Consider the following 23,968-nt stretch of genomic DNA (forward strand, 5'->3'; position numbering starts at 1 on the left):
CTCGCCGCGACGCACCGCTGCGCACCACAACAGGCGCCTTTTGAGCGCCCGCCGATGCAAACCTGGACGATTATGCCGCACCGTGCGCAGGCTTGCGCGCGATACGGCGGTGCGCTTTCAGGCGGCGATCGCGCTGCCGGAAGGCGCCGGCGCGATCGTCCGACGCGCCGAATTCGATCCAACCCACTGCATGGCGCGCGGCGCGGGCGGCCGGCTCGCCAGGAGCCGCCCCACCCTGCGCCGCGCGCCGGAACTCAACCGAGCCAGCGGCGCGCGTTGCGGAACACGCGCATCCACGGGCTGGCCTCGCCCCAACCTTCCGGCGACCAGCTCATCTGCACGGTGCGGTGCACGCGCTCCGTGTGCGGCATCAGCACGGTGAAGCGGCCGTCGGCCGTGGTGACCGACGTGATGCCGGCCGGCGAGCCGTTCGGGTTGAACGGGTAACGCTCGGTGGCCTGGCCACGGTGATCGACGAAGCGCATCGCCACGGCCACGCGGCTCGCGTCGCCCTGCTGCGAGAAATCGGCGAAGCCTTCGCCGTGCGCGACGGCCACCGGGATGCGCGAGCCTTCCATGCCGGCGAAGAAGATCGACGGCGACGGCTGCACTTCCACCAGCGAGAAGCGCGCCTCGAACTGCTCGGACTTGTTGCGCGTGAACTTCGGCCAGGCTTCGGCGCCGGGGATCATCGACGCGATGCTCGACAGCATCTGGCAGCCGTTGCAGATGCCGAGCGCGAACGTGTCCTGACGCGCGAAGAACGTCGTGAACATCTCGGCCAGGCCTTCGTTGAAGCGGATCGTCTTGGCCCAGCCTTCGCCGGCACCCAGCACGTCGCCGTACGAGAAGCCGCCGCACGCCACCGCGCCGGCAAAGTCGGCCAGGTTGGCGCGGCCGGCCAGCAGGTCGCTCATGTGAACGTCGTGCGCGTCGAAGCCGGCGCGGTCGAACGCGTAGGCCGTTTCGAGGTGCGAGTTCACGCCCTGCTCGCGCAGGATCGCGACGCGCGGGCGCGCGCCGGTGGCGATGAACGGCGCGGCCACGTCGTCGGCGGCATCGAACGTCAGCACCGGCTGCATGCCTGGATCGGCGACGTCGAGCAGCGTGTCGTACTCGCCGTCGGCGCAGGCCGGGTTGTCGCGCAGGCGCGCGATGCGCCAGCTCACTTCGGTCCAGGCGCGTTGCAGTTCGGCGCGCGGCGCTTCGTAGATCTTCTTGGCGTCGCGGAACACTTCCACCGTGTCGCGCTCGTTGACCGTGCCGATCACGTGCGAGCAAGCGGACAGGCCGTGTTCGCGCAGCGAGGCCAGCACGGCGTCGCGGTCGGCGGCGCGCACCTGCACCACGGCGCCCAGCTCCTCGCTGAACAGCGCGCGGATCGTGCGATCCTCGCGGCGGCCGCTGGTCTGCTTCGCCCAATCCTTGGCGTCGCCGAAATCGGATTCGTGGTTCGGATCGAGCGTCAGCATGTCGACGTTCAGCGACACGCCGGCATGACCCGCGAACGCCATTTCGCAGACGGTCGCCCACAGGCCGCCGTCCGAACGATCGTGGTAGGCCAGCAGCTTGCCGTCGGCGTTCAGCGACTGGATCGCATTGAAGAAGCGCTTGAGATCCTCGGGGTCGTCCACGTCCGGCGTGGCGTCGCCCACCTGTTGCGTGACCTGGGCCAGGATACTGCCGCCCATGCGGTTCTTGCCGCGGCCGAGGTCGATCGCGATCAGCACGCTGTCGCCGGCATCGGCCACGCGGCGCAGTTGCGGCGTCAGGTGGCGGCGCACGTCTTCCACGGGCGCGAACGCCGAGATGATCAGCGACACCGGCGAGACGACTTCCTTCGCCACGCCTTCATCGTTCCACTTGGTCTTCATCGACAGCGAATCCTTGCCGACCGGAATGCCGATGCCGAGTGCCGGGCACAGCTCCATGCCGATCGCCTTGACCGTGTCGTAGAGCGCGGCGTCTTCGCCGGCGGTGCCGCACGAGGCCATCCAGTTGGCCGACAGCTTGAGCTTGTCGAGCGACGCGATCGGCGCCGACGCGATGTTGGTGATCGCCTCGCCCACCGCCATGCGGCCGGAGGCCGGCGCATCGATCACGGCCAGCGGCGTGCGCTCGGCCATCGTCATCGCCTCGCCGCCGAAGCCGGCGTAATCGAGCGCGGTGACAGCGCAGTCGGCCACCGGCACCTGCCACGGGCCGACCATCTGGTCGCGCACGGTGGTCCCGCCGACCGAACGGTCGCCGATCGTGATCAGGAACGACTTGCTGCCGACCGTCGGGTGCTTCAGCACGTCGACCGCGGCCGTGGCCAGCGACAGGCCCGTCACGTCGACCGGCGCGCGCTCGACGCTCACGCGAGCGACGTCGCGGTGCATCTTCGGCGGCTTGCCGAGCAGCACGTCCATCGGCATGTCGACCGGCGCGCTGTCGGCGCCGCTGATGGCGTCGTCGACGAGCTTCAGCTCGCGGGCGTCGGTGGCCACGCCGATCACGGCGAACGGGCAGCGCTCGCGCACGCAGATCGCCTCGAAGCGCGGCAGATCGGCCGGCGCGATCGCCAGGACGTAACGCTCCTGCGATTCGTTCGACCAGATTTCACGCGGCGACAGGCCGCTTTCCTCGAGCTGGATCTTGCGCAGTTCGAAGCGCGCGCCCTTGTCGGCGCCATCGACCAGTTCGGGGAACGCGTTCGACAGGCCGCCCGCGCCGACGTCGTGGATCGACAGGATCGGGTTGGTGTCGCCGAGCTGCCAGCAGCCGTTGATGACTTCCTGCGCACGGCGTTCGATTTCCGGATTGCCGCGCTGCACGGAATCGAAATCGAGTTCGGCCGTGTTCGCGCCGGTAGCCATCGAGCTGGCCGCGCCGCCGCCCATGCCGATCCGCATGCCGGGGCCGCCGATCTGGATCAGCAGCGTGCCGGCCGGCAGGTCGTGCTTGTGGGTGTGGCCATCGGAGATGTTGCCGATGCCGCCGGCGATCATGATCGGCTTGTGATAGCCGCGCACGGTGCCGCCGACGTTCTGTTCGTACACGCGGAAGTAGCCGCCGAGGTTCGGGCGGCCGAATTCGTTGTTGAACGCGGCGCCGCCGAGCGGGCCGTCGATCATGATCTGCAGCGGCGAAGCGATGCGATCCGGGCGGCCGTACGGCGCGTGCGCATCGGCCGGGTTGCGCTCGGCCACCGGCTGGGCGGCGTCGCGGGCGTTTTCCCAGGCTTCGCGCGCCTCGGGCAGATCGAGGTTCGACACGGTGAAGCCGGCCAGGCCGGCCTTCGGCCGCGCGCCGCGGCCGGTCGCGCCTTCGTCGCGGATTTCGCCGCCCGCGCCCGTCGCGGCGCCGGCGAACGGCGAGATCGCGGTCGGGTGGTTGTGGGTCTCGACCTTCATCAGCGTGTGGGTCAACTCGCTGTGGCGGCCGTACTGCTCGGCCGGTTGGCCGGCGACGCTCGCGCCGCGCGGGAACCAGCGCTCGGCCTGCGCGCCGCGCATGATCGACGAGTTGTCCGAATAGGCGACGATCGTGCCTTGCGGGCTGATCTTCTCGGTGTTGCGGATCATCGCGAACAGCGACATGTCCTGCTTGGCGCCGTCGATCGTCCAGTCGGCGTTGAAGATCTTGTGGCGGCAGTGCTCGCTGTTGGCCTGCGCGAACATCATCAGTTCGACGTCGGTAGGGTTGCGCTCGAGCTTGGTGAACGCATCGACCAGATAGACGATTTCGTCGTCGGCCAGCGCGAGGCCCAGCTCGGCGTTGGCCGCTTCCAGCGCGGCGCGGCCCTGGCCCAGCACGTCGACGCGGCCCAGCGCCTTGGCCGGCAGCTCGGCGAACAGGTGATGCGCGTCGTCGCGCGCGGCCACCACGGTTTCGGTCATGCGGTCGTGCAGCGCGGCGGCCACGGCGGCGCGCACCTCCGGCGACAGCGCCTTCTTGCCGCCCATGCCGAGCAGGCCGGCCTTCAGCGTCACGCTGAATTCGACGCCGCGTTCGATGCGGCGCACCTTGGCGAGGCCGCAGTGCAACGCGATGTCGGTTGCCTTGCTGGCCCACGGCGACACGGTGCCCAGACGCGGCAGCACGATGAAGGTTTCGGTGGCGCCCTTCTCGGCTGCCGCCTCGAACGGCGCGCCGTAGTGCATCAGCGCATCGATGCGGGCCGCTTCATCGGCGGCGAGCGCGTCGGACGCGTTGACGAAATGCAGGTACTGGCCGCGAATGGCGACGATATCGCCGTCGATCTGCTTGAGCGTGTCGAGCAGGCGAGCTTGGCGGAAATCGGACAGGGCGGCGGCGCCGGGGAAACACGAGAAGTGGGCCATGGGCTGGACGGACATCGATGAGTCGCGCAAAGCGGCGACATTGGGGCGAAAGGAAGGCCGTAATTATACCCGGAAGTGGGTCCGCCCAAGGTGCTTGCGAGCCATGCCGGGCAGGGGAAGCGGCGGATCGTGTCCAATCCGCCACGGCGCGGCGCGCCGGCCCTGGCTGCAAGGCCGAATCCGCCAGCGCCCGGTTTGGCGCTATCATTCGCGGTTCACCGGGTTCCACACGGCCCTCAAGGAAGACCAGACTCCGGGTCGCGACGCGGCTCGTCATCGAATCACAACATGGATGTCATCGTCATCGGCGGCGGAATCGGCGGCGTCGCCACCGCCTATCAGTTGCGTGCCGCCGGCCATCGCGTCTGCGTGGTCGAACGCCACGCCACCGTTGCCCAGGGCGCGACCTACGGCCATGGCGGCCTCATGCTGCCCACCCCGCTCGACGTCTGGTTCGGCCCGACCTTCATGCACCATCGCCGCGCACTGCGCAGCGGCGTCGTCTACAAACCGGGCCTGAACGGCGCGCTGCGCCGCTTCACGCGCGAACTGGCCAGGCTGCAGGACCCGGACGCGTTCGCGGCCCATTTCGCGAAGCTCAAGCCGCTGGTGGATCTGTCGCGCGACACGATCGCCGACGTCGAGCGCCGCTTCGGCCTCGAATTCGAACAGCGCCCCGGCGTGCTGCACGTGATCCGCGAACGCCAGGAATGGGAGCAGGCCCAGCCCGCGCTCGACCTGCTGCGCGCCAACGAAGTCCCGCACCAGATCCTCACCGCCGACGAATGCACGGCGCTCGAACATTCGGTGCCGGCCGATCCGACGTTCGCCGGTGGCGTGCTGCTCGAATTCGAGCGCACCGGCAACTGCCCCCTGTTCGCGAAGCTGATCAAGCAGACGCTCGACGAGCATGGCGTGCAGTTCATGTTCGGCCGCACCGTCACGGCGATCCGCGTCGAGGCGAACCGCGCGGCCGTCGAACTCGCGCCGGAACCGGGCGACCGGCTCGGCGTGCGCGGCAAGGAAGTCGACGTGATCTCGGCCGATGCCGTGGTGGTCGCCGCCGGCACCGGCAGCGTGCCGCTGCTGGCGCGGCTCGGCGTGACGCTGCCGCTGCACCCGGTGCGCGTCAATGCGCTGACGGCGCCGGTCGCCTACGAGGAACACGCCCCGCATCTGACGGTGATCGATTCGATCAAGCGGATCGTCATGACGCGCATGCACCAGCGCGTGCGCATCAGCGGCGCGCCGGTGCTGCAAAGCGAGAAGGATACGGCCAGGCCGCTGCCGGCCGCGCTCAACGACGAGGCACTGGCGCTGCTCGGCCAGGCTACCCACGACTGGATTCCCGGCGCGGCGAAGATCTCCGCCGCGCTGCCGTGGCAGGACACGCGGCTGCTCTCGCCGGACGGCTTGCCGGTGGTCGGGCCGACGCCCCACCCGCGCGTGTTCGTCAACCTCGGCCACGGGCCGGCCGGCTGGGGCCTCGCCTGCGGCTCTGCTAGAGTGGTGAGCGATTACCTCGGCGGCACCGGGCATCAAGTGCCGGCCGACACGCTCGCCGCGCTGCGCGCGGATCGCTTCGCCACCTGACGCCGCCCACGGGCGGCGCATCGCCCGGCCGCCCGGCGGCCCTTCCGACATGATGCCGCTCGCCCCCTCTGCCTCGCTGTCCGCCACGCCTGCCGCCGTCGATCCGTTCGACGCGCCGCTCGCCCATCTCCCGCTTGCGCTGTCCACCGTCGCCGACGTGCGCGCCGCCGAAACCACGGCCGCCGCCGCGCTGCCGCCGCACACGCTGATGGCGCGCGCGGGCGCGGCCGCCGCGCGCTGGCTGGCCGCGCGCGCCGATCGCGACACGCGCCCGGTCTGGCTCGCCGCCGGCCCCGGCAACAACGGCGGCGACGCGCTGGTGGCCGCCGCCGAATTGCTGCGGCTCGGCGTGCAGGTGGAGGTATGCCTGCCCGTCGAACCGAAACCCGAGGACGCGCGCTGGGCGCTCGCGCTCGCCCGCGAGGCCGGCGTGCCGATCGCGGCCGAACCGCCCGCCTCGCTCGACGGCTACGGCTGGTGCGTCGACGGCCTGTTCGGGATCGGCCTCGCGCGGGCGCTCGACGGCCCGTTCGCGGCGCTGGCCGTGGCGCTGTCGGCGCGCGCGCAGGCGCACGGCCGGGTGCTCGCGCTCGACGTGCCGAGCGGCATCGACGCCGACAGCGGCACGCGCGTCGGCAATGGCCCGGCCGTCTGCGCCACGCACACCCTGTCGTTCATCGCCGCCAAGCCGGGCCTCTATCTCGGCGACGGGCGCGACCACGCGGGCGAGATCGTCGTCGAGACGATCGACGCCGCACCGGCCCGACCGTCCGCCACGCTGAACGCGGCGGCGCTGTTCGCGCCTGACTGGCCCGCGCGCGGCGCGGCCACCCACAAGGGCAGCTTCGGCAGCGTGGCGATCGTCGGTGGCGACACCGGCATGTGCGGGGCCCCGATCCTGGCCGCGCGCGCCGCGCTGCACGCAGGCGCGGGCAAGGTGCACGTGGGCTTCTTGGGTGCAGACGCGCCGCCCTACGATCCGCCGTTCCCCGAACTGATGCTGCATCCGGCCGGCTCGCTCGATACCGGCGGCCTCAGCGCGGTCGGCATCGGCTGCGGCCTCGGCACGCGCGAGCCGGCCATCGCGGTGCTGCGCCACACGCTCGCGCTCGACCTGCCGGTACTCGTGGACGCCGACGCGCTGAACCTGATCGCCGCGCACGACGATCTGGCCGCTGCCCTGCGCGCGCGCGCCGATCGCGATGGCGCCGCGTCGATCCTGACCCCGCACCCGCTCGAAGCGGCGCGCCTGCTCGCCACCGATACGCGCGCCGTGCAAGCCGACCGGCTGGCCGCCGCGCGCGAGCTGTCGCACCGCTTCCGGGCCGTCGCCGTGCTGAAGGGATCGGGCACGGTGATTGCCGAGCCGGGCGGGCGCGTGTTCGTCAACCCGACCGGCAACGCCGCGCTCGCCACCGGCGGCACCGGCGACGTGCTCGGCGGCCTGATCGCCGCGTTCGCCGCGCAACACCTGCCGGCCTGCGAGGCTGCGCTGGCGGGCGTCTACCTGCACGGGCTCGCCGCCGACTGCCTGACCGCGCTCGGCCACGGCCCGGCCGGCATGGCTGCGGGCGAACTCGCGCCGGCCGTGCGCCGGCTTCTGAACCGGCACTTTTATTCACACGTCACGTCGCCGCAGGGGTGACGCCGCTATACTGGATAGCCCTGCGCGCGATCCGTCGCGCGCGGCTTGCGTAGTCCGCCGGCACGCGGCGCCCGATGCGCGCCGCCCTCGCCTTCCGAGTCACGACCGTTTCCCCAGAACCGCTATGACGCTGAATTCGCTCCCCGCTTGGCCTGCCCTCCAATCGCACTACGACGAGATCCGCGACGCGCATCTGCGCGACTGGTTCGCCCCCGCCAACGATCCCGCCCCGACCCGCGCCGAACGCTTCACGTTCGCCGGCGGCGGCCTGGCCATCGATTTTTCGAAGAACCGCATCACCGACGCCACGCTGAAGCTGCTCGTGCAACTGGCGCGCGAAGCCGGCGTCGAAACGCGCCGCGACGCGATGTTCGCCGGTGAGGTGGTCAACCCCACCGAAGGCCGCGCGGCGCTGCACACGGCGCTGCGCGCGAGCGCGCCCGATGCGCCGTTCCACGCGCAGATCGCCGCCGAACGCAAGAAGATGGCCGCGTTCGCCGAGCAGGTGCGCGATGGCCGCTGGACGGGCTACACCGGCAAGCGCGTGCGCCACGTGATCAACATCGGCATCGGCGGCTCGGACCTCGGCCCGAAGATGGTCGTGCACGCGCTCGATCATCTGGCCACCCGCGAGCTGTCGTGCGCGTTCGTGTCGAACGTCGACGGCGCCGACCTGTACCGCGCGCTCGAACACTGCAATCCCGAAGAAACGCTCGTGATCGTCGTCTCCAAAACGTTCACGACGCTCGAGACCATGACCAACGCGCGCTCTGCGCGCGACTGGCTGACCTCGCACGGCTGCCCGGAAAACGCGCTCGCCAAGCACTTCGTGGGCGTGTCGGCCAACCCCGAGGAAGTGGTCAAGTTCGGCATCGACGCCCACAACGTGTTCGAAATGTGGGATTGGGTCGGCGGCCGCTATTCGCTGTGGTCGGCCGTGGGCCTGTCGATCATGATCGCGATCGGGCCGCAGCAATTCGACGAACTGCTGGCCGGCGCCGACGAGATGGATCGCCATTTCCGCGAAGCGCCGCTCGAATCGAACCTGCCAGTGCTGCTCGGCCTGATCGGCATCTGGTATCGCAATTTCTTCGGCTCGCAGAGCTACCTCGTCGCGCCGTATTCGGAAGCGCTGCATTTCCTGCCGTCGTACCTGCAACAGCTCGAAATGGAAAGCAACGGCAAGTCGGCACGCCTCGATGGCGCATTCGTCGACTACCCGACCTCGGCCGTTACTTGGGGCGAGCCGGGCACCAACGGCCAGCACGCGTTCTTCCAGATGCTGCACCAGGGCCCGACGATCGTGCCGATCGACTTCATCGCGGTGCTGACGCCCGAGCATCCGCTCGCCAGCCATCACCCGAAGCTGCTCGCCAACTGCTTCGCGCAGAGCGAGGCGCTGATGCTCGGCCGCACGCTCGACGAGGCGCGCAAGATCGCCGGCCCGGACAAGCCCGAACTCGCGCCGCACCTGACGTTCCCGGGCAACCGGCCGACCTCGACGATCCTGGTGGACGCGCTCACCGCGCGCACGCTCGGCGCGCTGATCGCGCTCTACGAACACAAGGTGCTGGTGCAGGCGTCGGTGTGGAACATCAACCCGTTCGACCAGTGGGGCGTGGAGCTCGGCAAGATTCTCGGCAAGGTGGTCGAGGCCGACCTGACCGCGGCCAGCACGGACCCGGCCAAGCACGATTCGTCGACCTCGGCGCTGATCGCGAAGGCGCGCGCGGCGCTCAAGCAGGGCTAAACGGCACGCCATGCGAAACGGCCGGTATCGAAACCTCGACACCGGCCGTTTTTATTGGTGGCGCGCGCCGAGGCGCACTCGACGTGCCGATTCAGCCCGGGCTCGGCTCCACCGCCTCGGCGGCCACGATGCGGCCGCCGTCGAGCGTGATGGTCGCGCCGCAGCGGCGCGCGAGCACCGGATCGTGCGTGACGAGCACCAGCGTCGCACCCTGCGCGCGGTTCAGCTCGAACATCAGGTCGATGACCGCGTGGCCGGTGGCGGCGTCGAGGCTGCCGGTCGGCTCGTCGGCGAACAGGATGGCCGGATCGGTCACGAAGGCACGCGCCAGCGCCACGCGCTGCTGCTCGCCGCCCGACAGCAGCTTCGGATAATGGCCGGTACGTGCGCCCAGGCCGACGCGATCGAGCAGGCGCCGCGCCCGTTCGGCCGCCTCGCGCGCCGAAATTCCGCCGCGCAATTCGAGCGGCAGCATCACGTTTTCGAGTGCGGTCAGATGCGGCATCAACTGGAACGACTGGAACACGAAGCCGACGGCCCCGCTGCGCAAGGCCGCGCGCTGATCCTCGTTCAGGCCGTTCAGGTCGCGGCCGAGCAGGCGAACCGTACCGTCGGTCGCACTGTCCAACCCGGCAAGCAAGCCAAGCAGGGTCGACTTGCCCGATCCCGACGCCCCCACGATCGCCACGCTGTTGCCGGCGTGCACGGTCAGGTCGATGCTGTCGAGGATCGTCAGTTCACCGGCCGCATCGGCCACGCGTTTCGATACTTGTCGAACTTCAATGATCGGTTCCGTCATCTTTTGAGCATGAAGCACACACGTTCCTGGAAAAACGGCCTGCGCGCCGTCGTGATCGCCGTGGCTGCCACGGCTTCGCTGGCGGGCGTTGCCGCCCATGCGGCCAGCCCGGCGGCGAACGCCGCGCCAGCCTCCGCCAAACCTAACATCGTCGTGCTCGGCGACAGCCTGTCCGCCGAATACGGCCTGCCGCGCGATACCGGCTGGGTGGCGCTGATGCGCGAGCGCATCGCGCAACAGCGGCTCGATTATAGCGTTGCGAACGCAAGCGTCAGCGGCGATACCACCAGCGGCGGACGCGCCCGCCTGCCCGCCCTGCTCACGCGCCTGAAGCCGGCGATCGTGGTGGTCGAGCTGGGTGCGAACGACGCGCTGCGTGGCGTGCCGATCGCCACCACCGAGCAGAACCTGCGCGCGATCATCGCAGGCGCACAGCAGGCGAAGGCCAAGGTGGTGCTGATCGGCATGTACGTGCCGCCGAATTACGGCCTCGATTACACGCAGAAGTTCCATGCGATGTACGGCACGCTCGCCAAGGAGCTGCATCTGCCGCTGGTGCCGTTCCTGCTGGCCGGCATGGAAAACCAGCCGGACCAGTTCCAGGACGACCAGAAGCACCCGAATCAGGGCGCGCAGCCGAAGCTGCTCGACAACGTCTGGCCCGTCATGAAGCCGCTGCTCGGGCCGGGCGCGCATTGAGCGCCTCATAAGCAAACAGCCCCGCTCGTGACCGGGCGGGGCTGTGTGTCGGGCGAACGCTGCAGCGCGTTGCGTGGCTTACGCTGCAATGCCGCGATCAGTTGCCGTCGGTGCTGTTCGCATTGCTGTTGTCGGTGACGGAGCCATACAGCTTGACCGTCGAGCGCGCGCGCAGCGCCTTCATGAACGCCTCGCTCTCGCTTTGCGCGTAGACCTGCGCCAGTTGCTGCTGCGCGGCTTGCAGTTGCTTCGGGTCCGGTGCCGGCGGCGCGATCACGGCGTTCACGCGGAAGATCGCATAACCGCCGCCATCGCCGAGGTCCACGCCGACATACGCCGGCAACGCCTTGTCGTCGGCCTTGTAGATCGCAGCCACGGCGTCGGGCGGCAAGCCCTGCGCCTGCGTGCGCGAAATTTTCTCGGCCGGCAGGAAGCCATCGGTGGACTTCGACTTCTGCAGCGCCGCGAGCTTGTCCTTGCCGTCCTGCTTGGCCAGCTTGGCGCTTTCGTCGGCGATGAACTTCTGGCGAACCTGATCCTTGATCGCGTCGAGCGCGGGCACCGCGGCCGGCTTGTCGGCCGTCACGTGCGCGGCGATCAGCGTGCTGTTGCCGATGTCGATCGCCTGCGTGTTGTTGCCGTTCTTGACCGCATCGGCGGCAAACACGGCCGCCAGGAACTTCGGATTGTTGAGCGGGCTGTCCGGCGGCAGTTGCGGGTTCGGTTGCGGCGTGACGGTGGCCGTCTGCACGGTCAGCTTGTACTTGTCGGCGGCCGGCTGCAGGCTCTTGGCCTTCTCGTAGACAAGCGATGTGAACCCTTCCGAGTTGTCCGTGAATGCCTTGGCCGCGAACTGCTGCTTGAGCTCGACCGCGATGCTGTCCTTGACCTCGTCGAACGGCTTGACCGAGGCCGGCTTGACGTCGGTGGCCTTCAGAATATGGAAGCCCAGGTCGGATTCCACCACGTTGCTGACCTCACCCGACTTCAGCGCGAAGGCGGCATCGTCGAATGCCGGGCCGCCGGCCGTCGAACCGCGCGTGACGTAGCCGAGGTCGCCGCCCTTCGCGGCCGACGGCGCATCCTGCGAATTCTTCTCGGCGATCTGCGCGAATTGATCCGGGTGCGCCTTGACGTCGGCCAGCAGCTTGTCGGCCTTGGCCTTCGCGGCGGCCTTGTCGGCGGCGCTGGCGCTGCGCGGCGCCTCGATGAAGATGTGGCTCACGCGCACCTGCGCTTCGGTGCGGAAACGCGCGGCGTTGTCCTCGTAGAACTTGTGCAGATCGGCGTCGGACGGCTGCGCATTCGCGGCGGCCGAAGCCGGCGAGAACACGAGGTACTGGATGGTGGCCGTCTCGGGCGTGGCGAACGATGCCTTGTGCGCATCGTAGTAGGCCGAGATTTGCGCGTCGGTCGGCTGAACCTTGCCGGCGTAATCGGCCGGCTTCAGCACGATGGCCTGGACTTCACGCTGCTGCTGCGCGAGATCGGTCAGGTGCCGGGCCACGCTCTTCGGCGTGAACGCGCTGTTGATCAGGTTTTCCGGCAATTGACTCTGCGAGAGCTGGTAGCGGATCGATTCCTGATATTGCTCGGGCGTCATGCCCTGCATCGCGAGCAGCTGCGTGTAGCGCTCGCCGTCGATCGTGCCGTCCGGCTTGCGCAGCGAGGCGATGATCGGATTCGACATCAGGGCCGTGCGCACCGCGCCATCGGAGGCGGTCAGGTGCAGACGGCGCACTTCGTCGGTCAGCGCGCTTTGCTCGATCATGCCGTCGAGCAGTTGCTGGCGACGTTCGGGCGTGTCGAAGGTTTTCGAATCGAAATTGGCGCCGAGCGTCTGGCGAGCCTGGTCGACCTGCTGCCGGTAGGCGCTGTCGAATTCGGCTCGCGTGAGCTTGCGCCCGCCGACCGAGGCCACGTTCGCACTGTCGTCAAAGAAGTCGCGGAAACCCTGAACCCCGACGAACCCAAGCCCCGGCAACACGATCAGGAGCAGGAGAGACATCATCAGGCGCTGATGATTGCGGAAGAAATCGAGCATGCGTGGGCGGAATGGCTGGACAAAACGATCGATATTACATCAGCGGCAAGAAGAAAAGGCGAAAGCAGCGGCCAAGAGTTTGTCGGCGCACCGGTGGCGTGATGGCCGCTGACCGACCGGCCGTTGCAAAACACTGACGATTCAATGACTTGTTCAAGACTGCGGCCCCATGCCGGGCACCGTCTGACGGAGGGCCGATGCGCCCCCCGGCTTCGTATTCCATGTCGACCGGACACGCGGTCAAGCCGTCGACGCAAGCGTCGCGTCGGCAGTGCGACTCGCGCGAACCGCCGGCCCGCCTCGGCGTCAGAACGAGACGCAATATCGTCCGTCATTTACGCACACGAAAACAATCATCTAGCACTGGAGAAACCCTCGAATATATCGATTTTCAAGAAATCGATATAAAACACCAAAATGACGCACCCAAAAATAAATAGCGGAGAGTAAATCAAGCTCGATCCGATATGATCAACATCTTCACCCGTGCATTCAAATCATGAAAACGCGCCTTATCGGCGGCCTCGCCGCAGGCGCGCTGAAATTTATGTGCGCCGTGCTCCGGGGCAACCAGCGTTAATCACCGATACCTGACGCACTACTCATCACGCGATTCGGCGCGCGGCGGTGCAAACCGCCGCGTGCCGACCCGTCAGATGACGGCGCTGGCGACCAGCCCGATGCCGGAAACGACCGTACCCAGGATCGTGACGCCGAGGCCGATCCCACTAAACACAATGCCGGGAATGAACAGACCCAGCCCGAGCATCGACGGCAGCGTGAGCAAGCCGATACCGCCGGACACCTCATCGACCTCTTGCATATTCAGAACTTGCATATAAAGCACTCCTTGTTTCATGACGGACATGGATTTCCGAAGGAGCGGATATCGCCCGACCGCTCCACCGCGCAAATTTTCCAGATTCAAAAACCGGACTCCGGAAAACGGAACTCATTATTACGAACACGCGAAAATCCAGCCTGATGAAAATCAAATGAAATGACTTATGGTCGAAATTGCACACCCGCCTCGAATTACGCTCCCTATACTGCGTGAAATCGAAATGCCAGACATTCACTTCCGATAAAGCATCGCATGCAAAACAAAGCGTTCGATTAATTCGAATTTCAAAACCCGGCTTCGTCCCCGCAGCTCGCATCCTTCACGCACGGGCGCATTGCGCTTGCCGATCATCCCTTTCGAGAATTGCCCGCCGATCCGCCATGACATCGCCCAAGCCTCTCTTTCGTCGCGCCGCGATCGATGCCCAGCACACCCCGATCCATGGCGAGATCGTGCTGATCCGCCCCGTGTCGTTCGCCTTCCTGAGTGCGGCGGCCGCCATCATGGCCGCCGCGCTGATCGCGCTGTTCTGGCTCGGCAGCTATACCCGGCGCACCACCGTCGACGGCGTGGTGCTGCCGAATACGGGCCTCGTCAAGATCTATGCGCGGCAGTCGGGGATCGTTCGACGCAAATCTGTCACCGAAGGCCAGCATGTGATGCGCGGCGCGGCACTGTTCACCGTGTCCACCGACCTGCAGAGCGCCGCGCAAGGCAGCACGCAGGCCGCGCTGATCGGCCAGGCCCGCCTGCGCCGGCAATCGTTGCTGCAGGAAATCGACAAGACGCGCGCGTTGCAACAGGACGAACGCAGCACCTTGCAGGGCAAGCTCACGAACCTGCGCAGCGCGCTGGCAAGGCTCGACGATCAGCTTGCCAACCAGCGCGAGCGCCAGTCGATCGCCGCCGACGGTGTGAGCCGCTACCGGCGGCTGCTCGAGCAGGACTACATATCCACCGATCAGTTGCAGCAGCGGCAGGCCGATCTGCTCGACCAGCAGTCGAAGCTGCTTGCGCTGCAGCGCGAGCGTGCAAGCGTCTCGCAGTCGCTTCAGGAGGCCGCCAACGACCTCGCGGGCATCGCGCTCAAGCAACAGAACCATCTCTCGCAGATCGACCGACGCGTGATTGACGTCGATCAAACCCTCGTGGAAAACGAGGCGCGGCGCGAATTCGTGGTCACGGCGCCCGAGAGCGGCATCGCCACCGCCGTCGTCGCCGAACCGGGGCAGACCATCGACACGACGCAGCCCGCCGCCAGCATCGTGCCCGACGGCGCGCACTGGCTCGTGCACCTGTTCGTGCCAAGTGCGGCCATCGGCTTCGTCCATGTCGGCGAGCGCGTGCGCATTCGGTATCGGGCGTATCCGTATCAGAAGTTCGGCCAGTACACCGCGCACGTGACCCTGATCGCCCGCGCAGCCCTGTCGCCCGCCGAGCTCGCCACGAGCGGCATGCCGGCCGGCGATGGCCGAGGCGGCGCAGGCGTGTTCTACCGCGTGAGCGCGGCGCTCGACGCGCAGCACGTCACCGCCTATGGCAAGCCGGAGCCGCTCGCGGCCGGCATGGCACTGCAGGCCGACATCCTGCAGGAGCGCCGCCACCTGTACGAGTGGGTGCTCGAACCGCTTTACAGCCTGACCGGCAAACTCTAACCACCTCGCCGCCATGTCTCTTCTCCAACGTCTCTCGCTCGGCATCGGTCATTCGCTGCCGATGCTGCTGCAAACCGAAGCGGCCGAATGCGGGCTGGCCTGCCTGGCGATGGTCGCCGGCTACCATGGCCGCCACGTCGATCTCGCCACGCTGCGCGGTCGGTTTCCGGTATCGCTCAAGGGCACCGGCCTCAACCGCCTGATCGACATCGCGCAGCGGCTCGAGTTCGGCACGCGCGCGCTGAAACTCGACCTCGACGAACTCGGCCAGTTGCGCACGCCATGCCTGCTGCACTGGAATTTCAATCACTTCGTCGTGCTCAAGCGCGTGGTGGGCCGCCATGCCGTGATCCACGACCCGGCACAAGGCATCCGCAAGCTGTCGCTCGACACGTTGTCCCGCTCGTTCACCGGCATTGCGCTGGAACTGTGGCCGACCGAGCGCTTCGAGCGGCGCGAGGCTGTCGCGCCCGTCAGGCTGCGTGCGCTGCTCGGGCCGGTTTCGGGCCTCGGCAGATCGCTCGGCCAGATCTTGCTGCTGGCGCTGGCGCTCGAGGTGTTCACGGTGGTGCAGCCGTTCTTCCTGCAATGGGTGATCGACGAGGTGATCGTCAGCGCCGACCGCGACCTGCTCACGGTGCTGGCGCTCGGCTTCGGGCTGTTGCTGCTGATGCAGCAGGCGACCAGTGCAATCCGGAGCTGGGCGCTGATGGTTTTCGGCACCACGCTCAATATCCAGTGGCGCGCCAACGTGTTCACGCATCTGCTGAACCTGCCGGCCCGCTATTTCGAGCAACGGCACCTCGGCGACGTCGTCTCGCGCTTCGGTTCGATCGACACGATTCAGCAGACGCTCACCACCTCGTTCCTGAGCGCGATGATCGACGGCGTGATGGCCATCGTCACGTTGGGGATGATGTTCGTCTACAGCCGCCTGCTCGGCTGCATCGCGCTGGCCGCGATGGCGCTGTATGCCCTGTTGCGTTGGCTCTGGTACCGGCCGTTGCGCCGCGCCACCGAGGAGCAGATCGTGCGCGCTGCCAAGCAGCAGAGCCACTTTCTCGAAACCGTGCGCGGCGTGAAAACGATCAAGCTGTTCAATCGCCAGCGCGAACGCCGCGCAAGCTGGCTCGCGCTGCTGGTCGAGCAGATCAATGCCGGCCTGCACGTGCAGAAGCTGCAGTTGCTCTACGCGCAACTGAACGGGCTGCTGTTCGGCATCGAGGGGCTGCTCGTGATCTGGCTCGGCGCGCGTCTCGTGATGGACGGCCAGTTCACGGTAGGCGTGCTGATGGCGTTCAACGCCTACAAGGGGCAGTTCGACAGCCGCATCGGCAGCCTCATCGACAAGTACTTCGAGGTTCGGATGTTGCAGTTGCAAGGCGAGCGGCTCGCCGACATCGTATTCAGCAAGGCCGAAACCGCAGCGCGGCCCGACGAAGGCAGCGTGCCCGGCGAAGCGGACGAAGTCGCGGCGAGCATCGAATTCGATTCGGTTGCCTTCCGTTATGCGGAGGGAGAACCGAGCGTGCTCGACGGCGTGTCGTTTGCGATATCGCCGGGCGAGTCGATTGCGCTCGTCGGACCGTCCGGCTGCGGCAAGACCACGCTGGCCAACGTGCTGCTCGGCGTACTGGCGCCGACCGGCGGCACCGTGCGCATCGGCGGCCACGATACGGCCCGACTCGGCCTCGAGCGCCTGCGCGCGATGGTGGGCACCGTGCTGCAGGACGACGTGCTGTTCGCCGGCTCGATCGCCGACAACATCAGCTTCTTCGACCCGGAGGCCGACGCACAATGGATCGCACAGTGCGCCCAGCTCGCCGCAGTGCATGCCGACATCGCCGCGATGCCGATGGGCTACAACACGCTGGTCGGCGACATGGGCACCGTGCTCTCGGGCGGCCAGAAACAGCGCGTGCTGCTCGCGCGCGCGCTCTACAAGCGGCCGAAGATTCTCGTACTCGACGAGGCGACCAGCCACCTGGATCTGCAACGCGAGCATCAGGTCAACGCCGCGATCAGCGCGCTGCGCATGACGCGCCTCATCATCGCCCACCGTCCGGAAACGATCGCCTCGGCGCAACGTGTCGTGATGCTCGACGGCGGCAGGATCGTGCTCGATCGCCCGACGCAGCCACGGCATGCCGCAGCGGCGGACGACGGCATGGGGACGCCATGAAGGCACGACATCTGCCGTCTGTCGTCGCGCTTGCCGTCGCAACTGCCGCTGCCATCGCCATCCCGCACCAGGCACACGCGCAACGGATCGACGTGTTCGGCACTCGCGACGAGGCGAGCGCGTCGCCGGCCGCCCCGCTGCTGAAAGGCGCATCGTGTGTCGCGCTGCCCGACACGCATCCGATCGAACTCGACGACGTCATCCTGCAGGCGATCTGCGCCCATCCCAAGGCGCGCCAGGCATGGGCCGAAGCACGCGCCAAGGCCGCCGCGCTCGGTATCGCAGATGCGGCCTATCTGCCGAGGCTGAACGTGAGCACCGGCATCGAGCGCGACACGCTGTCATCCACCTACGACGAAAGCGCTTGGGGGCTCGGCTCGGTGCGTCAATCGCAAAACTCGTCGAGCAAGTACGCCATGCTGAACATGAGTTGGGTGCTGTTCGACTTCGGTAAACGCGGTGCCGCGCGACGCGAGGCGCGTGCCCTGCTGGTTGCGGCCAACGCCTCGCAAGATGCGACCCTGCAGCGGGTGCTGTTCGACGCGGCGCGCGCGTTCTACGCGCTGCGCGAAGCACAGGCCACGCTCGATGCCACCCTAAGTATCGAAACGATCACGGCGGACAGCCTCGCGCAAGCCAGCGCCAAACATGCTGCCGGTGCCGAAACGCTGGCCGACGAACTGCAGGCGCGCACGAGTCATTGGCGCGCCGTGCTCGAACGCGTGAATGCGCAAGGCAAAGCGCAGGCGGCCATCGGCGCGCTCGCCGTCACGATCGGCGTGCCGGCCGATACGCCCCTGCAAATCGCGCCCCCCGAACACGATCGCGATGCCGGCCCGGGTATCCGGGCCGGCATCGATCAATTGATCGCCGAGGCGAAGCTGCACCATCCGAGCCTGATTGCGGCGCGCGCGAATCTGGACGCGGCTGTCGCCAAAGTGGATGCGGCACGCGCGGAAGGCCGGCCAACCATCGCCTTGGTCGGCAGTCTGGCGCAAAACAATCCGTCGTATCAGCAGCAGCCGCTCTCGGCTCCGCTCACGCGCAGTCGCAGTCGCAGCAGCATGATCGGGGTACAGGTGACGATCCCGCTGTTCGAGGGTTTCGCGTCAGGCTATCGCAGCGCTGAAGCACACGCCCGGGCCGATGCGCGACAGGCGACGCTCGACGACACCGAACTCCAGGTGTCGCTCGAAGTATGGAAAAGCTATCACAGCGTGCAAGCGTACTCGCTCAACCTCGACAACTCGCGCAAGCTGCTCGACGACGCGCAGCATTCGCTCGCCATCGCGCGCGGCCGTTATCGCGCCGGCGTAGGCAGTTTCATCGACCTGCTGAACGCACAGACAGCGCTGGCCGATGCACAGAAACAGCGCGTGCTGGCGGTATCGCACTGGCGTACGGCGCGCCTGGAACTGGCAGCCAGCCTCGGCGAGCTCGGCTTGTGGCGCGATCCGCGCTAGCCACCGCCGATCCGTCGTGAGCGCCTGGTGCATCGCGATTCAAGCCGGCAACGCATCGGGCGCGGCGTGGGCCTGCGGCTCGATCGTCTACCGGCCATGGCGTCGTCGCAGCCGGCTTGCGCGAGTCGCTCGACAAGTTGCGCGTGGTCGCCGCGATCCTCGGCGGACAACTGAAGGGCGATTGGCCAAGGGCAGGAAAATACCCGCAAAACAAAAAGCCCCGCGAGCGCGAACTCACGAGGCTTTTGTCTGAATCTGGCGGAGCGGACGGGACTCGAACCCGCGACCCCCGGCGTGACAGGCCGGTATTCTAACCAACTGAACTACCGCTCCTTGGGTCGGTACTGCCGACAAGATCGCAAAACTGGTGGGTGCTGAGAGGCTCGAACTCCCGACCTACGCCTTGTAAGGGCGCCGCTCTACCAACTGAGCTAAGCACCCGTTTCGCGCTTGCCATCTGCTTGCCGAGATTGCCCTGAACCACGAAGGCATTCTCATGCAGCAAGCCCGCTAGTTTAGCGCATCCTTCAGTGCTTTACCAGCCCTGAATTTCGCGACGCGCGCCGCTTCGATACGAATCGTCTCGCCGGTTTGCGGATTGCGCCCGTTGCGTGCAATCCGTTCGCCAACCTCGAATGTGCCGAAACCGGCCAGCGTGACGCTGCCGCCGCTTTCGAGCGCCTGCATGACACCACCGATCAGTGCGTCGAGCGCACGTCCGGCCGATGCCTTCGATAAATCCGCCTCGCGTGCGATGTGGTCGATCAAGTCCGTCTTGTTCATGCCGTCCCCTTTCGTGAGTGGTTCAGTCTCAGAACAGCCGCCCCGTGCAGGCCGTCGCCCGGTTCATGCCGGGTCGATCATTAAATGAAGCCGAAACCAGCCTGTCAAGCGGCAGAACCGAGACAGGACAAGGGATCCCACAATTTGACGCATTTGCGATGGTTTTCATCAGGGCATAAAAAAACCCGCGGTGTTCACCGCGGGTTTTTGCCGGCCGGGGGCTAGCCCGGCCGCACCTGATTCAAGGCATTTAGTGCTTCACAACTTCGGTCGATGCATCTTTCGGCGCCTCGGCCACCGGCGCCGCGGCCTTCGCCTCTTCTTCCGGCAGCGCGCTCGGCATCCGTTCGAGCGCCAGCTCGAGCACCTTGTCGATCCAGCGGACCGGCACGATCTCGATCGCGTTCTTCACGTTGTCCGGAATGTCCGCGAGATCCTTCACGTTCTCTTCCGGAATCAGCACGAGCTTGATGCCGCCTCGATGCGCCGCCAGCAACTTCTCCTTCAACCCGCCGATCGGCAAAACTTCGCCGCGCAACGTGATTTCACCTGTCATCGCCACGTCGGCACGCACCGGGATGCCGGTCAGCACCGACACCAGGGCAGTCGTCATGGCGATACCGGCGGACGGACCGTCCTTCGGCGTCGCGCCTTCGGGCACGTGGATGTGGATGTCCTGCTTCTCGAACGCCTCGTCCTTCACGCCCAGACGACGTGAACGCGAACGCACGACCGAGCGCGCGGCTTCCACCGATTCCTTCATGACGTCGCCGAGCGAGCCGGTGCGGATCACGTTGCCCTTACCGGGCATCACCGCCGCTTCGATCGTCAGCAGATCGCCGCCGACTTCCGTCCAGGCCAGGCCCGTGACTTGGCCCACCTGATTTTCCTTGGCGGCCAGACCGAAGTCGTACTTGCGCACGCCGAGGAACGTGTCGAGGTTGCCGGCATCGATCTTGACCGGGCTCGCTGCCGTCTTCAGCAGCAACATCTTCACGACCTTGCGGCAGATCTTCGAGATTTCACGTTCGAGCGAACGCACGCCCGCTTCACGGGTGTAGTAGCGAATGATGTCGCGGATCGCTTCTTCCGAGACCGCGATTTCGCCGTCCTTCAGCCCGTTGTTCTTCTTCTGCTTCGGCAGCAGATAGCGTTGCGCGATGCTGACCTTCTCGTCTTCCGTATAACCCGACAGACGGATCACTTCCATCCGGTCGAGCAGCGGCGGCGGGATGTTCAGCGAATTCGACGTCGCCACGAACATCACGTCCGACAGGTCGAAATCGACTTCGACGTAGTGATCGGCGAACGTGTGGTTCTGTTCCGGATCGAGCACTTCGAGCAGGGCCGACGACGGATCGCCACGGAAATCCATGCCCATCTTGTCGACTTCGTCGAGCAGGAACAGCGGATTGCGCACGCCGACCTTGGTCAGGCTCTGCAGGATCTTGCCCGGCATGGAGCCGATGTAGGTCCGACGGTGGCCGCGGATCTCGGCCTCGTCACGCACGCCACCGAGCGCCATGCGCACGAACTTGCGGTTCGTGGCGCGGGCGATCGACTGGCCGAGCGAGGTCTTGCCGACGCCCGGAGGCCCGACCAGGCACAGGATCGGTGCCTTGACCTTGTCGACGCGCTGTTGCACCGCGAGATACTCGAGGATCCGTTCCTTGACCTTCTCGAGGCCGAAGTGATCTTCGTCGAGCACCGATTCGGCGTTCGTCAGGTCGTTGTTGACCTTGCTCTTCTTGCGCCACGGCAGGCCGATCAGCGTGTCGATGTAGTTGCGCACGACGGTGGCTTCGGCCGACATCGGCGACATCAGCTTGAGCTTCTTGAGCTCGGCATCGGCCTTCTTCTTGGCTTCCTTCGGCATGCGCGCGGCGTTGATGCGCTTCTCGAGTTCCTCGAGATCGGCACCTTCCTCGCCTTCGCCCAGTTCCTTCTGGATCGCCTTGACCTGTTCGTTCAGGTAGTACTCGCGCTGGCTCTTCTCCATCTGGCGCTTGACGCGGCCGCGGATGCGCTTTTCGACCTGGAGGATGTCGATCTCGGCTTCGAGTTGCGCGAGCAGATGCTCGAGGCGCTCGATGACCGGGAACATCTCGAGGATGTGCTGCTTCTGGTCGAGCTTGAGCGGCAGATGCGCGGCGATCGTGTCGGCCAGGCGGCCGGCTTCGTCGATACCCGACAGCGAGGTCAGGATTTCCGGCGGAATCTTCTTGTTCAGCTTCACGTACTGGTCGAACTGCGACACGATGGCGCGGCGAAGGGCTTCCGTTTCGGCGCTGTCGGCATGGTCGGGTTCGAGCGGCAGCACTTCGCACGAGAACTGGGTTTCCTGTTCTTCGATCGACAGCGCCTGCGCGCGTTGCAGGCCTTCGACGAGCACCTTCACGGTGCCGTCCGGCAGCTTCAGCATCTGCAGGATGTTGGCGATACAGCCGACCTCGTACATGTCCTTTTCGGTCGGTTCGTCCTTGGCGGCGGTTTTCTGCGCGACGAGCATGATGTGCTTGCCGCCTTCCATCGCTGCTTCGAGGGCCTTGATCGACTTCGGTCGGCCCACGAACAGAGGAATCACCATATGCGGGAAAACGACGACATCTCGCAGCGGCAGCAGCGGGAGCGTAATGCGTTCCGGCGGGAGAAGTTGGGTGCCTGACATTTTCATTTCCCCATGAGTGGAATCAATTGTTCGGTAGTTGAGGCCGGCAGATTGGATTGCAAGCCTTCAGCGCGTGGGAAATATTCGGTAAAAAAGTCGCCGGTCGGAAGAAAGTCAGTGTTACCCACAAGACTAAACGAAAAAAGCCGTTCACGACGCCATGAACGGCTTTTTTGCTTCTTTCAGACAGTCAAGCCGATCAATTCGAACCCGCCACTTTGGGCGTGTCCTCGTAGATCAGCAGGGGTTTGCCATCGCCGTCGATCACGTTGTCGTCGATGATGACCTTGCTCACGCCCTTGAGCGTCGGCAACTCGTACATCACTTCGAGCAACGCCTGTTCGATGATCGAGCGCAAGCCGCGTGCACCGGTCTTGCGGCGAATGGCCTTGCGGGCCACGGCCTGCAGCGCACCGGGGCGCAATTCCAGCTCCACACGCTCCATCGCGAACAGCTTCTGGTATTGCTTGACCAGTGCGTTCTTCGGCTCGACGAGGATGGTCATCAGCGCTTCTTCGTCGAGCTTGCCGAGCGTGGCGACCACCGGCAAGCGGCCGATCAGTTCGGGGATCAACCCGAATTTGATCAGGTCTTCCGGTTCCGTTTCGCGAAGCACCTCGCCCGAATCGCGCTCCTGCTTGCTCTTCACCGACGCGCCGAAGCCGATGCCGGTTTTCTCGGTGCGATCGGTGATGACCTTTTCGAGGCCGTCGAACGCGCCGCCGCAAATGAACAGGATGTTGGTCGTATCGACCTGGATGAAATCCTGGTTCGGATGCTTGCGGCCGCCCTGCGGCGGCACCGACGCCATCGTGCCTTCGACCAGCTTCAGCAGCGCCTGCTGCACGCCCTCGCCCGACACGTCGCGCGTGATCGACGGGTTGTCCGACTTGCGGCTGATCTTGTCGATTTCATCGATGTAGACAATGCCGCGCTGCGCCTTGTCGACTTCGTAATTGCAGTTCTGCAGCAGCTTCTGGATGATGTTCTCGACGTCCTCGCCCACGTAGCCCGCTTCCGTCAGCGTGGTCGCATCGGCGATCACGAACGGCACGTTCAGCAGGCGTGCAAGGGTTTGCGCGAGCAGCGTCTTGCCCGAGCCGGTCGGCCCGATCAGCAGGATGTTGCTCTTGGACAGTTCGACGTCGTCCTTCTTGTCGAGGTGCTTGAGACGCTTGTAGTGGTTGTAGACAGCCACTGCGAGGATCTTCTTCGCACGCTCCTGCCCGATCACGTACTGATCGAGGATCTCGCGAATTTCCTGCGGGCTCGGCAAGTCCGATTTCGACAGACTGGCTTCGACCCCGGATGCGGCTGCTTCGTCGCGAATGATCTCGTTGCAGAGGTCGATGCATTCATCGCAAATGAACACCGACGGGCCTGCGATGAGTTTTTTCACCTCATGCTGGCTTTTCCCGCAGAACGAGCAATACAACAGCTTTTCGCTGTTCGAACCTTTTTTGTCCGCCATGAATGTATGAGCCTCCGGACACACGAGTTACATAATACGCCGTTTGG

The 23,968-nt window shown here is 66.3% G+C and carries 15 protein-coding genes and 2 tRNA genes; 8 read left to right on the forward strand and 9 right to left on the reverse strand.

Annotated elements, in window-relative coordinates:
* Positions 1-254 precede the first annotated feature (254 nt).
* Entirely contained in the window at positions 255-4,325 is a 4,071-nt protein-coding gene (gene purL, locus AB4850_RS24235; RefSeq protein ID WP_414445598.1) for a phosphoribosylformylglycinamidine synthase, read from the reverse strand.
* Positions 4,326-4,613: 288 nt separating this feature from the next.
* Between purL and AB4850_RS24240 the strand changes: the two genes are divergently transcribed.
* The 3 genes from AB4850_RS24240 (at position 4,614) to pgi (ending at position 9,313) form a co-directional block, all read left to right on the forward strand.
* Entirely contained in the window at positions 4,614-5,918 is a 1,305-nt protein-coding gene (locus AB4850_RS24240) for an FAD-dependent oxidoreductase (protein ID WP_414445511.1), read from the forward strand.
* 49 nt (positions 5,919-5,967) lie between these two features.
* A complete protein-coding gene (locus AB4850_RS24245; RefSeq protein ID WP_414445512.1) occupies positions 5,968-7,563 on the forward strand; it encodes an NAD(P)H-hydrate dehydratase in 1,596 nt (531 codons plus the stop codon).
* Between the two features lie 124 nt (positions 7,564-7,687).
* Positions 7,688-9,313 carry a glucose-6-phosphate isomerase gene (pgi, locus tag AB4850_RS24250; RefSeq protein ID WP_414445513.1) on the forward strand — a complete coding sequence of 542 codons (1,626 nt, stop codon included), beginning with the start codon at positions 7,688-7,690 and terminating at the stop codon, positions 9,311-9,313.
* A gap of 91 nt (positions 9,314-9,404) precedes the next feature.
* Here pgi and AB4850_RS24255 read toward each other — a convergent pair whose 3' ends face one another.
* A complete protein-coding gene (locus AB4850_RS24255; protein ID WP_414445514.1) occupies positions 9,405-10,112 on the reverse strand; it encodes an ABC transporter ATP-binding protein in 708 nt (235 codons plus the stop codon).
* A 9-nt stretch (positions 10,113-10,121) separates the two neighbouring features.
* Here AB4850_RS24255 and AB4850_RS24260 point away from each other — a divergent pair, with 9 nt between their 5' ends.
* The gene (locus tag AB4850_RS24260) at positions 10,122-10,811 is read left to right on the forward strand and encodes an arylesterase (RefSeq protein WP_414445515.1); all 690 of its coding nucleotides are present in this window, start codon (positions 10,122-10,124) and stop codon (positions 10,809-10,811) included.
* A gap of 97 nt (positions 10,812-10,908) precedes the next feature.
* On the opposite strand, the gene AB4850_RS24265 is transcribed toward AB4850_RS24260, so the two are convergent.
* Positions 10,909-12,855 (reverse strand): SurA N-terminal domain-containing protein, encoded by a 1,947-nt coding sequence (locus AB4850_RS24265; RefSeq protein WP_414445516.1) that lies wholly within the window; start codon positions 12,853-12,855, stop codon positions 10,909-10,911.
* Between AB4850_RS24265 and AB4850_RS24270 the strand changes: the two genes are divergently transcribed.
* The gene (locus tag AB4850_RS24270) at positions 12,832-12,957 is read left to right on the forward strand and encodes a hypothetical protein (protein ID WP_414445690.1); all 126 of its coding nucleotides are present in this window, start codon (positions 12,832-12,834) and stop codon (positions 12,955-12,957) included. The genes AB4850_RS24265 and AB4850_RS24270 overlap by 24 nt on opposite strands.
* Positions 12,958-13,507: 550 nt before the next feature.
* On the opposite strand, the gene AB4850_RS24275 is transcribed toward AB4850_RS24270, so the two are convergent.
* On the reverse strand, positions 13,508-13,693 hold the full coding sequence (locus tag AB4850_RS24275; RefSeq protein ID WP_414445517.1) for a hypothetical protein: 186 nt from the start codon (positions 13,691-13,693) through the stop codon (positions 13,508-13,510).
* A gap of 386 nt (positions 13,694-14,079) precedes the next feature.
* Here AB4850_RS24275 and AB4850_RS24280 point away from each other — a divergent pair, with 386 nt between their 5' ends.
* The 3 genes from AB4850_RS24280 to AB4850_RS24290 are packed head-to-tail and all read left to right on the forward strand — an operon-like array spanning position 14,080 to position 18,999.
* Complete coding sequence (locus AB4850_RS24280) at positions 14,080-15,354, forward strand: HlyD family secretion protein (protein ID WP_414445518.1); 1,275 nt, start codon at positions 14,080-14,082, stop codon at positions 15,352-15,354.
* A 13-nt stretch (positions 15,355-15,367) separates the two neighbouring features.
* On the forward strand, positions 15,368-17,536 hold the full coding sequence (locus AB4850_RS24285; protein WP_414445519.1) for a peptidase domain-containing ABC transporter: 2,169 nt from the start codon (positions 15,368-15,370) through the stop codon (positions 17,534-17,536).
* Entirely contained in the window at positions 17,533-18,999 is a 1,467-nt protein-coding gene (locus AB4850_RS24290) for a TolC family protein (RefSeq protein ID WP_414445520.1), read from the forward strand. Before AB4850_RS24285 ends, AB4850_RS24290 begins: the two co-directional genes overlap by 4 nt.
* Before the next feature lie 256 nt (positions 19,000-19,255).
* Here the strand turns inward: AB4850_RS24290 and AB4850_RS24295 are convergent.
* From AB4850_RS24295 to clpX, 5 genes are all read right to left on the reverse strand, one after another.
* Positions 19,256-19,332: transfer RNA gene (locus AB4850_RS24295), tRNA-Asp, on the reverse strand.
* Between the two features lie 32 nt (positions 19,333-19,364).
* A tRNA-Val gene (locus AB4850_RS24300) sits at positions 19,365-19,440 on the reverse strand.
* A gap of 69 nt (positions 19,441-19,509) precedes the next feature.
* Complete coding sequence (locus AB4850_RS24305; protein WP_015875397.1) at positions 19,510-19,782, reverse strand: HU family DNA-binding protein; 273 nt, start codon at positions 19,780-19,782, stop codon at positions 19,510-19,512.
* A 250-nt stretch (positions 19,783-20,032) separates the two neighbouring features.
* Positions 20,033-22,450, reverse strand: a complete 2,418-nt coding sequence (gene lon / locus AB4850_RS24310) for an endopeptidase La (protein WP_414445521.1) — start codon at positions 22,448-22,450, stop codon at positions 20,033-20,035.
* 199 nt (positions 22,451-22,649) lie between these two features.
* The gene (gene clpX / locus AB4850_RS24315; RefSeq protein ID WP_414445522.1) at positions 22,650-23,921 is read right to left on the reverse strand and encodes an ATP-dependent Clp protease ATP-binding subunit ClpX; all 1,272 of its coding nucleotides are present in this window, start codon (positions 23,919-23,921) and stop codon (positions 22,650-22,652) included.
* Positions 23,922-23,968: the final 47 nt, after the last annotated feature.

The sequence above is a fragment of the Burkholderia sp. 22PA0106 genome (assembly GCF_047497155.1).
In the GTDB taxonomy this organism is placed as follows: Bacteria; Pseudomonadota; Gammaproteobacteria; order Burkholderiales; family Burkholderiaceae; genus Burkholderia.